General features: G+C 48.3%; 14 protein-coding genes and 1 pseudogene. 7 read left to right on the top strand and 8 right to left on the bottom strand.

What is annotated here, in order from left to right; translation table 11 throughout:
- Positions 1 to 13: 13 nt before the first annotated feature.
- Complete coding sequence (gene mppA / locus C2U41_RS09830; protein ID WP_103848878.1) at positions 14 to 1,627, top strand: murein tripeptide ABC transporter substrate-binding protein MppA; 1,614 nt, start codon at positions 14 to 16, stop codon at positions 1,625 to 1,627.
- Between the two features lie 37 nt (positions 1,628 to 1,664).
- On the opposite strand, the gene C2U41_RS09825 is transcribed toward mppA, so the two are convergent.
- The gene (locus C2U41_RS09825) at positions 1,665 to 2,228 is read right to left on the bottom strand and encodes a MarR family winged helix-turn-helix transcriptional regulator (protein ID WP_044700109.1); all 564 of its coding nucleotides are present in this window, start codon (positions 2,226 to 2,228) and stop codon (positions 1,665 to 1,667) included.
- Between the two features lie 114 nt (positions 2,229 to 2,342).
- Between C2U41_RS09825 and C2U41_RS09820 the strand changes: the two genes are divergently transcribed.
- Both C2U41_RS09820 and C2U41_RS09815 read left to right on the top strand, forming a co-directional pair.
- Entirely contained in the window at positions 2,343 to 2,573 is a 231-nt protein-coding gene (locus tag C2U41_RS09820) for a glutaredoxin family protein (RefSeq protein WP_103848877.1), read from the top strand.
- Positions 2,574 to 2,639: 66 nt separating this feature from the next.
- Positions 2,640 to 2,924, top strand: a complete 285-nt coding sequence (locus C2U41_RS09815; protein WP_003843950.1) for a Rho-binding antiterminator — start codon at positions 2,640 to 2,642, stop codon at positions 2,922 to 2,924.
- Here the strand turns inward: C2U41_RS09815 and C2U41_RS09810 are convergent.
- The gene (locus C2U41_RS09810) at positions 2,921 to 3,691 is read right to left on the bottom strand and encodes a DeoR/GlpR family DNA-binding transcription regulator (RefSeq protein WP_103848876.1); all 771 of its coding nucleotides are present in this window, start codon (positions 3,689 to 3,691) and stop codon (positions 2,921 to 2,923) included. The two genes, C2U41_RS09815 and C2U41_RS09810, sit on opposite strands and share 4 nt — an antisense overlap.
- Positions 3,692 to 3,810: 119 nt before the next feature.
- Here C2U41_RS09810 and C2U41_RS09805 point away from each other — a divergent pair, with 119 nt between their 5' ends.
- Together C2U41_RS09805 and C2U41_RS09800 are read left to right on the top strand one after the other, a co-directional pair.
- On the top strand, positions 3,811 to 4,194 hold the full coding sequence (locus C2U41_RS09805; RefSeq protein ID WP_103848875.1) for a VOC family protein: 384 nt from the start codon (positions 3,811 to 3,813) through the stop codon (positions 4,192 to 4,194).
- A 208-nt stretch (positions 4,195 to 4,402) separates the two neighbouring features.
- Positions 4,403 to 4,876: pseudogene (locus C2U41_RS09800) on the top strand (zinc-binding dehydrogenase); the annotation flags it as partial.
- Between the two features lie 37 nt (positions 4,877 to 4,913).
- Here the strand turns inward: C2U41_RS09800 and C2U41_RS09795 are convergent.
- The gene (locus tag C2U41_RS09795) at positions 4,914 to 5,945 is read right to left on the bottom strand and encodes a mechanosensitive ion channel family protein (protein ID WP_103848873.1); all 1,032 of its coding nucleotides are present in this window, start codon (positions 5,943 to 5,945) and stop codon (positions 4,914 to 4,916) included.
- Between the two features lie 244 nt (positions 5,946 to 6,189).
- Between C2U41_RS09795 and C2U41_RS09790 the strand changes: the two genes are divergently transcribed.
- Positions 6,190 to 6,450: a DUF2534 family protein gene (locus C2U41_RS09790; RefSeq protein ID WP_003020403.1), complete on the top strand. Its 261-nt coding sequence runs from the start codon at positions 6,190 to 6,192 to the stop codon at positions 6,448 to 6,450.
- Between the two features lie 48 nt (positions 6,451 to 6,498).
- Here the strand turns inward: C2U41_RS09790 and uspE are convergent, their stop codons facing one another.
- From uspE to ogt, 3 genes are all read right to left on the bottom strand, one after another.
- Positions 6,499 to 7,449 carry a universal stress protein UspE gene (gene uspE / locus C2U41_RS09785; RefSeq protein WP_003840808.1) on the bottom strand — a complete coding sequence of 317 codons (951 nt, stop codon included), beginning with the start codon at positions 7,447 to 7,449 and terminating at the stop codon, positions 6,499 to 6,501.
- A gap of 151 nt (positions 7,450 to 7,600) precedes the next feature.
- Complete coding sequence (gene fnr, locus C2U41_RS09780) at positions 7,601 to 8,353, bottom strand: fumarate/nitrate reduction transcriptional regulator Fnr (protein WP_003020397.1); 753 nt, start codon at positions 8,351 to 8,353, stop codon at positions 7,601 to 7,603.
- Between the two features lie 194 nt (positions 8,354 to 8,547).
- Positions 8,548 to 9,063, bottom strand: coding sequence for a methylated-DNA--[protein]-cysteine S-methyltransferase (gene ogt, locus C2U41_RS09775; protein ID WP_032935619.1), 516 nt, complete (start codon positions 9,061 to 9,063; stop codon positions 8,548 to 8,550).
- A 225-nt stretch (positions 9,064 to 9,288) separates the two neighbouring features.
- On the opposite strand from ogt, the gene smrA reads away from it, so the two are divergent.
- Positions 9,289 to 9,852 carry a DNA endonuclease SmrA gene (smrA, locus tag C2U41_RS09770; protein WP_032935621.1) on the top strand — a complete coding sequence of 188 codons (564 nt, stop codon included), beginning with the start codon at positions 9,289 to 9,291 and terminating at the stop codon, positions 9,850 to 9,852.
- A gap of 12 nt (positions 9,853 to 9,864) precedes the next feature.
- On the opposite strand, the gene C2U41_RS09765 is transcribed toward smrA, so the two are convergent.
- The gene (locus C2U41_RS09765) at positions 9,865 to 11,097 is read right to left on the bottom strand and encodes a GGDEF domain-containing protein (RefSeq protein ID WP_003843938.1); all 1,233 of its coding nucleotides are present in this window, start codon (positions 11,095 to 11,097) and stop codon (positions 9,865 to 9,867) included.
- Between the two features lie 67 nt (positions 11,098 to 11,164).
- Positions 11,165 to 13,279, bottom strand: a complete 2,115-nt coding sequence (locus C2U41_RS09760) for a putative bifunctional diguanylate cyclase/phosphodiesterase (RefSeq protein WP_103848872.1) — start codon at positions 13,277 to 13,279, stop codon at positions 11,165 to 11,167.
- Positions 13,280 to 13,332 lie beyond the last annotated feature (53 nt).

Below are 13,332 nucleotides of genomic sequence, written 5' to 3'. Positions count from 1 at the left end.
TCGAGGGTATCTTATGCAGCATTCTGTTTCAGTAACCTGTTGTGCGTTGTTGGTTAGCAGCATTTCTTTATCCTGGGCTGCTGATGTTCCCAGCGGAACGGTTCTGGCAGAGAAACAAGAACTAGTGCGTCATATAAAAGACGAACCGGCGTCGCTTGATCCGGCAAAGGCCGTCGGGCTCCCTGAGATTCAGGTAATTCGTGATTTATTTGAAGGGCTGGTCAACCAGAATGAGAAGGGTGAGATCGTACCTGGCGTCGCTACCCAGTGGAAGAGTAACGATAACCGCATCTGGACGTTTACGCTGCGCGACAATGCGCAATGGGCGGATGGTACGCCCGTAACGGCGCAGGATTTTGTCTACAGCTGGCAGCGTCTGGTTGATCCAAAAACGCTGTCGCCGTTTGCCTGGTTTGCTGCGCTGGCGGGCATTAATAATGCTCAGGCTATTATCGATGGCAAAGCCACGCCTGATAAACTTGGCGTTAGTGCTGTCGATGCACGGACATTGAAAGTTCAACTGGATAAACCGCTGCCCTGGTTTGCCAATCTGACGGCGAGTTTTGCATTTTATCCGGTACAAAAAGCCAACGTTGAGAGCGGCAAAGAGTGGACCAAACCGGGCAACCTGATTGGTAACGGCGCCTATGTGCTAAAAAATCGCGTCGTGAACGAAAAACTGGAAGTTGTCCCGAACACGCATTATTGGGACAACGCCAAAACAGTGCTGCAAAAAGTTACCTTCCTGCCAATTAACCAGGAATCGGCAGCGACCAAGCGCTATCTTGCTGGTGATATTGATATCACGGAATCCTTCCCGAAAAATATGTACCAGAAACTGCTGAAGGATATCCCGGGTCAGGTTTACACCCCGCCGCAGCTTGGTACTTATTATTATGCCTTTAATACCCAGAAGGGACCGACTGCCGATTCACACGTGCGTCTGGCGCTCAGCATGACTATCGATCGTCGCCTGATGGCGGAGAAGGTGCTGGGTACCGGTGAGAAGCCAGCATGGCATTTTACGCCGGATGTAACGGCAGGATTTGTGCCGGAACCTTCACCGTTTGAGCAAATGAGTCAGGAAGAATTGAATGCGCAGGCGAAAACGCTGCTGCGTGCGGCGGGTTATGGCCCACAGAAACCGCTTAAATTGACGCTGCTGTACAACACCTCAGAAAATCATCAGAAGATTGCTATCGCAGTGGCTTCTATGTGGAAGAAAAACCTCGGTGTTGACGTGAAACTGCAGAACCAGGAATGGAAAACGTATATCGACAGCCGTAATACCGGCAACTTTGATGTGATCCGTGCCTCCTGGGTGGGCGACTACAATGAGCCTTCTACGTTCCTGTCATTATTAACATCGACCCATACGGGCAATATCTCCCGCTTTAATAATCCGGCATACGATAAAGTGTTGACTCAGGCTACTCTGGAGAATACAGAAAAAGCGCGCAATGCCGATTATAACGCTGCGGAGAAGATTCTGATGGAACAGGCACCTATTGCGCCGATTTATCAGTATACCAACGGGCGTTTAATTAAACCGTGGCTAAAAGGGTATCCGATTACTAACCCTGAAGATGTGGCCTATAGCCGCACAATGTATATCGTTAAGCACTGACAGAGATAATGGCTGGTGTGATTTTGCATCAGCCATTCTACGTTTCCGGCGGTTGATGCTCACGGCAAATCAGCAACGAGTCTTCTTCACTTAATCTCTCTTTCGTCAGATTACAAAATCCCTGGCCGTCAATTTTTTGGTGGAACCGACAGCTATGGCAAAGACCAAAGCCAGGCACATTGTTGGTCCTCTGGATCCCGCGTAACAGTTCTAACAGCAGCTCTCTGAGTACGCTCGCCCGTTCACCCATTGCCGATTCACCCTCCACTAAAAACGTGGGGGGCAGCAGGGCTTCCAATAAGGTATTGGCCGACTCACTTAAGTGTAGATGGACGCTACGTTTATCACGGTCATCCGGTTTGCGAACAATCAACCCTTTGTTTTCCAACAGCTTCAGCGATTGCGACACGGTACCTTTGGTGAGACCAAGGTAGTCTGTCACGCCAAGCGGCGTATTGGAATAACGGTTACAACGGGCCAGATACATTAACGCACTAAGTTGTACTGGCTGAAGATCCACCAGTAAAGGATGCTGGCGAAACCACATCCGTGTCAGGCTGGAAAGCCGGTCAAGTACGTCGAAAAGTGACATGTCGGGCATAACAAATCCTCCTCGGCATATAGTATCGATTAAAAACTATATTGACAAAGAATAAAAGCAACGTACTATAAATTATAGTATCGAATCGATACTATAATTTAAAGGAGATGTATCATGACTAAAGCTCGTTTCTATCATGCAGGTTGCCCGGTTTGTGTTTCCGCAGAACAAGCTCTTCTGCAGCACTTGTCTGCGGATGTTGAAATCGATGTGGTTCATCTGGGAGAGCATCCTGATCGGGTTGCCGAGGCTGAAGTGGTTGGCGTGAAATCTGTACCGGCGCTGGTGATTGACGGCAATGTGCTGCATATTAATTTTGGCGCTCCCATTGAAGCGTTGAAATAGCTGGATAGTTCGGGAAGTTGCGTTGGCGATTTCCCGAATATACAAGACGTTGGGGAAGGTAACGCGATGAACACGACCGAAGAGTATCACCCGATAGATTGCGATCTTCATGATTATCTGGAAATCGCCTGCATGTACCACTATTGGTTGCGCATTGAACTAACGGATGGCACATGTTTTGATGCTAAAGCGCTGACGACGTGTACCACCGTGGAAAAAGAAGAATTTCTGGTAGTGGGGCAATCTGAAAATCAGCAAAAAATCCGTCTGGATTGTCTGTCAGCTATCACCGCGCTGACGCCAGGAGCGACGTTTAGCACAGTAAGTTTTCAGAGAGCCTGCCGCGGTTAGACGGTATAAATCCGAATGTCGTGCGCCTGGAATGCTGTGGCGTACTCTTTGCTGATGTTGTCCTCTACAACAATTACATCAATATTGCTGCTTTCGGTAACGACATATCGGGCGACGGCTGGGATTTTTTCAGCGGTTAGCGCGACGATAGTTTCATTACATTGTTTGATCACCGCTTTTTTGAACTCACAATCCGCGTAATCAAACCCCGTTAAGCCGGATTCAGGCGACATCGCACAGCCGCCAATAAATCCCTGATCGAATAAAATGTCCTGCACTTGTGCGATGGCGGAAGCTCCCACACACCCGCCTGAAGATCTCTGTACCGCGCCGCCCAGCATAATGACCTCAAACAGCGGTTTTTTTAGCAAAACGGCGGCAATCTCCGGTGAATTTGTCATCACGGTTAACGCTAGTTCGGCGGGCAGAGCTTCTGCCATCGCCAGATTGGTGCTACCCGTGTCGATAAAAATACAGCTTCCGGATTTGACCAGTCTGGCACATCGCTGCGCGATGTTGCTCTTTTTGGCCACATTAATACCCTTGCGCACGGCAATGTCTTCGGATTCAGGGAGTGCAATTACCGCGCCACCATAGACCTTCTTGCACACGCCATCTTTGCTCAATTCATGCAAGTCACGACGAATTGTATGTTCAGAAACGCCTAATCGGTTCGCGAGTTCAGAACAAATGACTCTGCCGTTTTCTTGCAGGATCTGATAGATAAGCGCCTGGCGCTGTTCCGGGAATGCGGCGTAATCGAGCATAGATACTCCAGTTAAAATAAACATCGAGCAATAAAGTGCATGATCGTGCATTATGATTAACATGTCAACATCCCTTACAGGGATCGTACTATTCTGGATACAACGGAAAGAGGTAAGCTATGAAAATTGCGCATATGGCGTTATGGACACAGGATCTAGAGCAGCAAGCTCGCTTCTGGGTCTCATTTTTTGACGGTAAGATCAACGAGAAATACTGCAGTAAAACCAACCCTGGGTTTGAATCTTATTTTGTCAAAATTGGCGAGGATATTGCAATTGAGTTAATGACCAAACCGGGTCTTGTCGGGCAGCAACCTGACAATAATCGTTGCGGATGGGTACACCTCGCCATTTCTGTTGGCGGCAATGAAAATGTTGATGCCGTTGCAATGCAAGCGCAGAAACAGGGGATATTAGTCTCAGGTCCGCGCACTACGGGCGATGGTTATTACGAAGCGCTGATAAAAGATCCTGACGGCAATTTAATCGAGATTGTGGCGTAAGCCATCAATCAGTAACCTGCAAATAAAGAGTACCTGCTGCTTATTATTGATGAGCTCAGCTCATAAGTTTGTCCTTCTTTTCCTCTCTAATCACCGACACGTCGAGTCTCTATAATTTTACTGTTTTCAGCCCCCGGTGGTGCAATGTTGCCACCGCTCTGGAGAGTCGAATATGCAATACCAACTGGATGCGGGACTCACGCTCAACAAACTTGCAAATGCACTGGGCGCGGAAGTTACGCTGTTTACGCGTTCACCGGGCAAAGAAGCTGATGCCAGATGTTTGGGTGCCAGTCATGTTGTGCTTTCCACTGACAGTGAGCAGATGAAAGCGACAGCGAATCAGTTTGATCTGATTATCGATACTGTGCCCTACGTTCATGACCTGAACCCGTATATCCCAACCCTGGCACTAAGCGGTACGCTGGTGCTGGTTGGTTATCTCGGTGCGTTGGATCCGTTTCTGAATACGGTTCCCCTGATCCTTGGACGTAGGTCTGTGGCGGGTTCAGTTATTGGCGGTATTGCCGAAACGCAAGAGATGCTCGATTTTTGCGGTCAGCATGGTATTACCGCCGATGTCGAAGTGATCAATATTCAGGATATTAATCATGCCTGGCAGCGGATGTTGAAAAGCGATGTGAAATACCGCTTTGTAATTGATATTGCCTCATTGAAATAAGTACAAAAAAGACGCGGACTTCCGCGTCTTTTTTTTGTTAGTGTGTCGACGGCGATGCTTCAGGATTATCCATATACAGCGTCTGGCTGGGGAACGCAAAGTCGGCGCCATTTGCCTGGACTATCGTGATAATCTTTAAATAAACGTCTTGCTGTACCGCGAGCCATTCCTTCCAGACGGTGGTTTTCGTGAAGCAATACACCATGATATTCAACGATGAATCGGCAAATTCATTAAAATAGACCAACAGAGTTTGTTTCTGGTCTATTCCTGGATGGTTTTGCAGCATTTCTCTGACCGACTCGACAACAGCACCGACTTTATCGGCATCCTCATATCGTAACCCGATCACCGTTTTAATACGCCGGTTGGTCATGCGCCCTGGATTTTCTACGCTGATGGAGGAGAAAATCGAGTTTGGCACATACAACGGACGATGGTCGAAGGTGTTTATTTTAGTCATTCGCCAGCCAATTTCGGCCACTGTGCCTTCAATATTGCGGTCCGGGGAGCGGATCCAGTCGCCGATGCTAAACGGTCTGTCGAAATAGAGCATAATGCCTGAGAAGAAGTTGCTCAGAATATCTTTCCCCGCCATACCCACAGCGATACCGCCAATGCCGCCAAAGGTTAACAGGCCGGATAAGCTCATACCGAAGTGTTCGCCATACAGTAAAATGATGGCAACCACGATGGTAATCTTGATGATACGCGACAGGATCCTCGCGCTGGTGATATCTCTGCCTTTATTAATCTGCGTCTTTTCAAACTGATTAATCACCAGAAAAAGTTTGATGGTCAGGATTAACGCAATCAATGAGGTGCAGATAAAGTCGACCACGCTGGGGGAGATAAATTTCAGGCTGTAACTTTCGATAACGTTATTAGCAATGCTGCCAAACGTCCCAATGATAATGGCATAGACAAAAAATTGTGCGGCATGAAATATGAATCCTTTGCAGCGACGCTCTCCACGATGATACCAGACGCTCATCAGGACCAGCGCGGCACCGCAGCTGAGAATTACCGTCAAATTAAACGCATTATTCATAAACAGTTCAGCGATCATGATTCTTCCTGGCAACTCCATGTTATCTAAATATCATCTGACATCTTAATCCCCAGATATTTTACTCAGTTAGGGCGGTCAGATCATTAATCAAAAGGAGAGATAAATAATGCAATCAGCGTTATTTTCAGCGAAATAGTGCTGACGTCAACCCAGTATGCGGTTTATGTAGCAGACAGTCAGTTGATGTCATGGTATTGTTAGCGCAAAGTAACAAGGTTTTCATCTGCAAAAGGACAGTACTATGATCATGGCTAAGCTGAAAACAGCGAAGGGACGGAAATTTTTGTTGTGCCTGCTTGGAGTGTTTATTATCGCAGCGTCGGTCGTGACGCGCGCGACGATCGGCGGCGTTATTGAACAGTATGACATTCCGCTATCCGACTGGACCGCTTCAATGTATGCCATTCAATCTGCAATGATTTGTGTCTACAGCATGGTGTTTACGATTCTGTTGGCTATCCCGCTTGGTATCTATTTCCTCGGCGGCGAGGAGCAACACTAGGCGTTTAAAATGCCGGATGATATCGCCATCCGGCATTTTATTATGTGGTTAATCGTCTTCTTCGTCGTCCAGTTCAACTGGCGTCTGATATTCATCTGGCTTGATGACCAGCAGGTCACAGCGTAGATGATCGATAACCTGTTCCGCGGTATTACCAAGGAACGCGGCAGAAATACCGGTACGTCCGACGGTCCCCAATACCACAATACCTGCCTGTAGGTGCTCGGCTAAATCAGGAATGACCTCTTCAGGTAAGCCTTTTTCAACGTGCGTCACTTTCTCATCAATACTGAATTTCTGGCGTAGCGCCTTCATGGCCAGCAGATGCTGTCCACGGATTGCGTCGTTATAAACGCTGGGATCAAATTCAGGCAGTTCAATCGCGATGTTGATTGGCGTAACAGGGTAGGCGCCTACCAGATGCACTTCGGTATGGTTAACCTGTTCTGCAAGCTGTAGCGTCTCTTTGACCAGTTTTTCATTGAGCGCGTTGTGATAAGCCTCTTCACTGGCGAGGTTTACTGCAACCAGTGCTTTACCCCCTTCAGGCCATGGCTGGTCTTTCACCATCCATACCGGACTTGGACATTTACGCAATAAATGCCAGTCGGTTGGCGTAAATATTACGGCTTCGAGGCGGTCGTGTTGGTGCGCCATCTTGAGGACCAGGTCATGCTTGGCGCTGATGACTTCCTGGATAATGGCTTCAAAGGGTCGGTTATGCCAGACCACTTTAATCTCCAGAGGGATCCCTGCTTCGATATAGTATTTCGCTTGTTCACGTATCCATGCAGTTCGCTGGCTGATAACCCCCTGACGCATTGCCGTACGCTCATCGGGCGACAGCAGGGTAGTCATCTCATAGGAAAAGTCATAGATCGGCAAAAAGGCTTTAATTTTGCCACCAATCCGTTGATGCAAATAAACAGCTCGCCGTAATGCTGGTTGATCGTCCTGGTTCGGGTCGATGACGACCAGCATATTTTTATACATAGCCATACAGGGTCTCCTTACAACTGTCATCGCAGTTTGTAACTAAAAGAGTAACCCAATAATGTGGTTTGAAACAGGGAATAACCTCCTGCCAGATCAATAAATCGGGATAATTTAGCGATTTGACAGAAGGATAACAGAGAGGCTTGCGGAAAGATTACGCAACGTTACGCGTATGGCCAGCAAGAACTGCCAGCGCGTCGCTATTCTCAATAGTGATGTATTTGCCTTTCACCGCCAGCATACCGCTTTTCTGGAAACGACCCAGCAGGCGGCTGATGGTTTCAACCGTCAGACCGAGGTAGTTACCGATGTCGCCACGGGTCATGGTCAGGCGGAATTCACGAGGCGAGAATCCACGCTGGGCAAAGCGACGAGACAAATTGTAGATAAAGGCCGCCAGGCGCTCTTCAGCGTTTTTCTTCGACAACAACAGGATCATATCCTGGTCGCCTTTGATTTCGCCACTCATCAGACGCATCATCTGCTGACGCAGATTTGGCATTTTGCCGGACAGGTCATCAAGGGTTTCGAAAGGAATTTCGCATACCATCGAGGTTTCCAGCGCCTGAGCAAAGCTCGGGTGATGTCCGCTGCCAATCGCGTCAAAACCGACCAGATCGCCCGCCAGATGGAAGCCAGTAATCTGCTCATCGCCTTGTTCGGTAATGGTATAGCTTTTAATCGTTCCGGAGCGGATAGCATAGAGTGATTTAAGCTCATCACCTGCTTTAAAGAGCGTCTGCCCCTTTTGGATAGGCTTTTTGCGCTCGATGATGTTATCGAGCTGGTCAAGCTCATGCTCGTTAAGTGTGAACGGGATGCAAAGCTGGCTGATGCTGCAATCCTGGCAATGGATAGCACAACCGCCAGACTGAATGCGCCGTATAATTCGCTTTTCCGGGATCATAGGTCTGCTCAAGCCGTAATTGATATTTGTCAATTTTAACATCTTTTTGGTGAGCACGTAAGCCTGAGCTACTCCCAAGAGAGAATAATTCAAGCATAACTGGAGTGAATATTTGTATCTGCTTGATTAACCACAATTAATTTGGGATCGCATTATGCGGAAGTGTGATGGATAAGGCATTAATTGCCTGGAATCTAGAGTAGCAAATAACCTTCGTGACGCAATAACCACTCTTTTCGTTGTACGCCACCGGCATATCCGGTCATGGTGCCGTTACGTCCAATGACGCGATGACAGGGGACCACAATGCTTACTGGATTGGAGCCATTAGCTGCGCCGACGGCTCTTGCAGCACCGGGGCGTCCCAACTGTTCGGCCAGTTGACCATAATGCATGACCTGCCCGCAGGGGATAGTGCGTAACGCTTGCCAGACTTCACGCTGGAAAGGCGTCCCAGCGGTTGCCGTTTCCAGCGTGTCAATGATGCTGAGGTTTCCGGCAAAATACTCAGCGAGTTTGTCGCTTAATCCACCTGGGTTTTTGGCGGTAATGCGCTGATAACCTTCTGTGCGGTAATGAATATTAAGCAATTGTTCCATGCGATCGCTGTGCTGATCCCATTCCACTGCGCGCAGGCGAAATTGCTCATCACAAATAACCCACAGCGGGCCCAGCGGCGTGTCGATGGTGTCTTCCAGTAAGTTAAGCATCCGTTTCTCTCATTACAGCATTCAGGCGAGGCTACACATTATCACGCCAGTGACCGTCGCAGCTATACCTCTAAAAATGGATATCAACTTGTCGTGAGTAGATCGGTTCAGCGCGACGGATCCGGTTAATTATTGGAAATAACCGTAAACCGTTACCGGTATAGTTGTCGGTATAATAGTGCGCGGTTATGATAATGCCCGTCGCAATACGCTGGAGGATGAAACATGAACCTTGATGATGCATCGTTGTTTCTTGACGCTATGGGGGATGTTCAACCGCTGAAAAGCCATTCCGATGTACACTGGCAGCCCATGCGCAATCTTCGCACTCCGGCGCGTATCGATACGCTTCAACTGGATAATTTTCTCTCGACGGGATTTCTCGATATAGTCCCGTTAAGTGTGCCGCTCGAGTTTCGTCGCGAAGGTTTACAGAACGGTGTGACTGACAAGCTGCGAAACGGAAAATACCCGCAGCAGGCGAGTCTTAATCTTATTCGCCAACCTGTTGAAACATGTCGTCAGATGCTCTTTAGCTTTATTCTGCAGGCGCAGCAAGAAGGGTTGCGTAACGTGCTGGTGATACACGGCAAGGGACGTGACGATAATTCTCATGCCAATATTATTCGCAGCTACGTAGCGCGCTGGTTGACGGAATTTGACGACGTGCAAGCATACTGCGCCGCACTGCCGCATCACGGCGGCAGCGGGGCATGCTATGTGGCATTGCGTAAAACCGCGCAGGCAAAACAGGATAACTGGGAGCGTCACGCTAAACGTAGTCGCTGAACGACGTAATCATCAGGCGGCCAGCACTCTGTTCCTGCCTTCGTTCTTGGCTTTGTACAACGCGTCGTCAACACGTTTGAATAACTCATCGATACTTTCATTTGTTTCGTGCCGTGCTACACCAATGCTGACGGTAAAGCGGGGAAGGCCAGGGAGAGTCACCTTTGCCACTGTTGCACGGATCACTTCTGCGAGGTTGAGAGCGACATCCAGCGACGTTCGCGGCAGGAGCAGCACAAATTCTTCACCACCCCAGCGAAAAATAAGATCGTCTTTTCGCGCACAGGATTCCAGGGTGCGTGCCAGAGCACAAAGCACTTCGTCGCCTTTTAAATGGCCAAACAGATCGTTAATGCTTTTAAAGCGATCCGTATCGATCAACAACAGGCTGTAGTCCTGCGTCAATGATATCGCATGCGTCTGTTCCGGCTCGGTTACCTGATAAAAATGTCGGCGGTTAAGTAATCCCGTTAAAACATCTCGCAGGGCCGCACGCTCCAGCTCCTGTTCCAGCCGCTTTTGTTCGGTAATGTCATGAATAATGCACAACATCAGTTTATTACCGTAAATTTCGATCGGTCCGGCGTAGGTTTGCACATGACGGGAAGTCCCATCAGCCAGTTTATGGACAAAATGTAAAGGTTTATGGCCGCCGGGCAGATGGGCGATTTCATGCATCACCGGAAGTATATGGCGGCCCAGCATATTGATTTCCCATGTATGTTTCTGACACATCACATCATGAGTGTATCCATAAAAATTGAGCGCACTGAGGTTTGCATCCACGATCAACCCATCGCGGGACGGATCAATAAGTAACATTGGCGCGGAATTAGTCTGGAAGAAGCGCGCATAAAATCCCTGTTTTTTCCGCTGATAGGTTGCTGAACGGCTCGCTTTCAGACCCTGTGCAGCAGGCGTCTCAATGCCTTCGAAAAGGATGACTTCACCCATGCCAGGCAGGGGTTTAATGGAAAGGCGACTTGCCATCGCAATCTCTTCACCGTCGCGGTAAACCGTGAGAATTTCCACTACATGGTGATGATTTCGCAAGTCGCTGAGATACATGGTTAAGTCATTTTGAGCATGCGTTGAAAATGTTCCCTTGCGGAGCGGGGAAAAACAGAGACCCTGCATTAGCTCCCGTGCAACGTTATTAGCGAACACCAGCTCTTCGGTATGTGGCAAAACAATCCACACCGGAAAGGTTAATAAATCCAGTGAATGCAGCTCGGTTGTGCTCATCGATAATCCCGTTATCTTTATCTGCTGTGTTGCCTGTTAAATGGCGAATATTTTTAGATATTACGTCTCACAATGTTATTGATTGTCGGTGAGACAAGGGGTGTACAACTGGCTTTTGCTTGATACTGTTTTCTTGTTGTATCAGTTCATGAATCTTATGTGCTGGCAGCGGTTTTGCAAACAAGAAACCTTGCAGCATGCTACACCCCATCTGAGTAAGGAGTATTTCCTGTTCCTGGGTTTCTATTCCTTCTGCCACCACACGCATATTCATGGAGTGAGCTATGTCAATAATGGTAGACACAATTTTTGTGTTTTTGCTGTTCTCGCTGATATCTTTGACAAATATCCTGTCAATTTTTAATTCGCGCGCCGGAAGAGACTTCAGCATCAATATATTTGAATAACCTGTACCGAAATCATCAATAGATACGGTGATCCCCAAAGCAGAAAAAGCATTCAGGACTTCCACACTGCGTTTCAAATTTTTAAGGGCGGTGCTTTCAGTGAGTTCCAGCGTGAGGCAGGCAGGTGACAGTTGATACTGCGCCAGGGCGTTACAAACAACATCAATAATATCATGCTGTTCAAACTGGGCGGGTGAGAGGTTAACGGCGAGCGTCCATTCTGTATTTCCCTGTAATTTCCATTGATGCAACTGCAGGCATGCCTGCTGGATAACCCATTTCCCAACGGGAATAATCAGGCCCGTATCTTCCAACGCAGAAAGAAATTCGGCTGGCAGCAGCATGCCGCGTTCTGGATGATGCCAGCGTAATAATGCTTCAAAACCGGTCAGGGAATGATCTCCAGCGGTATATTTAGGCTGATACCATAGCTCAAACTGGTTGCGTTCAAGCGCTTGCGACAATTCTTGTAAAAATGTCGGCGGTGTATCCGCGATAGCTTCCATTTCCGGATGATAAATAGCCCAGCCGTTTCTGCCCGCCTGTTTGACATGATACATTGCCATATCGGCCTTCACTTTTAGCTCATGCAGCGTTGAGCCATGCTCAGGGTAAATACTGCTCCCCGCACTTAACGAAACCCGAATGGTATGTCCGAACAAGGTAAAGGGTTCACCGATCACATCGGCAATCCGCGTCAGCAGGGCGGAGATATCCTGCTGGTTGCAGTCTGGAACCAGCAGGATAAATTCATCGCCCCCCAGTCTTGCCAGCGTCATTGAGTTATCAAGGCAAGTGAAGATTCGCTGTGTACTGGCTATCAGTAGCTGATCGCCAATGTGATGTCCCCAGGTATCGTTAACGACTTTAAAACGATCGAGGTCGATAAATACCAACGCGAAATGCTGCTGATGCAGTTTAGAATGCCGCAGGCAGGCCAGTAAGCAGGTGTCTATTTGCGTACGATTAGCGAGACCGGTCAGCGCGTCGAAGTGAACCTGATGCTCAAGCTGGCAGTTCAACTGATGCAGATTGTCAGCCAGTCGGGAGGTACGGAGTTGCGAATCCACCATCGAAACCACCAGCATGATCCCCAAAATAACAAGCGTGACGGCGCAGACCCAGATAGAAAGTTCCAGCGTGCTGAGACCATCGTGCGCAGTGTGTCCAAAATGGGTGAACGTAGCTGCTCCCATACCGGTGTAATGCATAGAGGCTATTGCCAGCGCCATAATAAAGGCAGCAATAAGCCGATTTATTAGCGCTCGACGGCTATTTTGGCGTAAGTGAAAGGCCAGCCACAAACCCACGCCAGACGCAGCGACGGCAATAATCACGGAGAGTAGGATCAGCGAGCGATCCCAGGTTATAGCCACATGTTCGATAACGGCATACATACCAACGTAGTGCATTGTAACAACACCGGCACTTAATATGCTGGTAGCAATGAGCAGGCGTTTTGTTGATAGCGTATTACCAGAAATGGCGATATTGATGGCGACTGTCGCAGAAATGAGCGCAATAAAGAACGAAAACGCGGTGAGGGATAAATGGTAATTTATTGGCATACTCATTTTCATGGCCAGCATACCGATAAAATGCATCGACCAGATCCCCATACCCAGCGTAGCGCTGCCAGAGAGTCGCCAGAAGGTAGATTCACGTCTGCTGGAAATTGCCACTTTGCCCTCGCTGTCGAGAGCAATAAAGGAGGCAATAAACGCGACAATAAAGGAAATCCCAATCAATACAGGGTCCCACGACACGTGCAACATCTTACTACCTATCAAAAAAAAGACGTGATGATAAATTTAGCAGGTTTTGTCCA

The sequence above is a fragment of the Citrobacter freundii complex sp. CFNIH4 genome (genome assembly GCF_002934505.1).
Classification (GTDB): domain Bacteria; phylum Pseudomonadota; class Gammaproteobacteria; order Enterobacterales; family Enterobacteriaceae; genus Citrobacter; species Citrobacter freundii.
The sequence above is the reverse complement of the archived record's forward strand: the minus strand, read 5'-3'. Positions and strand labels throughout refer to the sequence as shown.

Excerpts from the sequence above, each read along its gene's own strand:
- mppA (WP_103848878.1), top strand. The coding sequence starts at position 14 with ATGCAGCATTCTGTTTCAGTAACCTGTTGTGCGTTGTTGGTTAGCAGC.
- C2U41_RS09825 (WP_044700109.1), bottom strand. The coding sequence starts at position 2,228 with ATGCCCGACATGTCACTTTTCGACGTACTTGACCGGCTTTCCAGCCTG.
- C2U41_RS09820 (WP_103848877.1), top strand. The coding sequence starts at position 2,343 with ATGACTAAAGCTCGTTTCTATCATGCAGGTTGCCCGGTTTGTGTTTCC.
- C2U41_RS09815 (WP_003843950.1), top strand. The coding sequence starts at position 2,640 with ATGAACACGACCGAAGAGTATCACCCGATAGATTGCGATCTTCATGAT.
- C2U41_RS09810 (WP_103848876.1), bottom strand. The coding sequence starts at position 3,691 with ATGCTCGATTACGCCGCATTCCCGGAACAGCGCCAGGCGCTTATCTAT.
- C2U41_RS09805 (WP_103848875.1), top strand. The coding sequence starts at position 3,811 with ATGAAAATTGCGCATATGGCGTTATGGACACAGGATCTAGAGCAGCAA.
- C2U41_RS09795 (WP_103848873.1), bottom strand. The coding sequence starts at position 5,945 with ATGATCGCTGAACTGTTTATGAATAATGCGTTTAATTTGACGGTAATT.
- C2U41_RS09790 (WP_003020403.1), top strand. The coding sequence starts at position 6,190 with ATGATCATGGCTAAGCTGAAAACAGCGAAGGGACGGAAATTTTTGTTG.
- uspE (WP_003840808.1), bottom strand. The coding sequence starts at position 7,449 with ATGGCTATGTATAAAAATATGCTGGTCGTCATCGACCCGAACCAGGAC.
- fnr (WP_003020397.1), bottom strand. The coding sequence starts at position 8,353 with ATGATCCCGGAAAAGCGAATTATACGGCGCATTCAGTCTGGCGGTTGT.
- ogt (WP_032935619.1), bottom strand. The coding sequence starts at position 9,063 with ATGCTTAACTTACTGGAAGACACCATCGACACGCCGCTGGGCCCGCTG.
- smrA (WP_032935621.1), top strand. The coding sequence starts at position 9,289 with ATGAACCTTGATGATGCATCGTTGTTTCTTGACGCTATGGGGGATGTT.
- C2U41_RS09765 (WP_003843938.1), bottom strand. The coding sequence starts at position 11,097 with ATGAGCACAACCGAGCTGCATTCACTGGATTTATTAACCTTTCCGGTG.
- C2U41_RS09760 (WP_103848872.1), bottom strand. The coding sequence starts at position 13,279 with ATGTTGCACGTGTCGTGGGACCCTGTATTGATTGGGATTTCCTTTATT.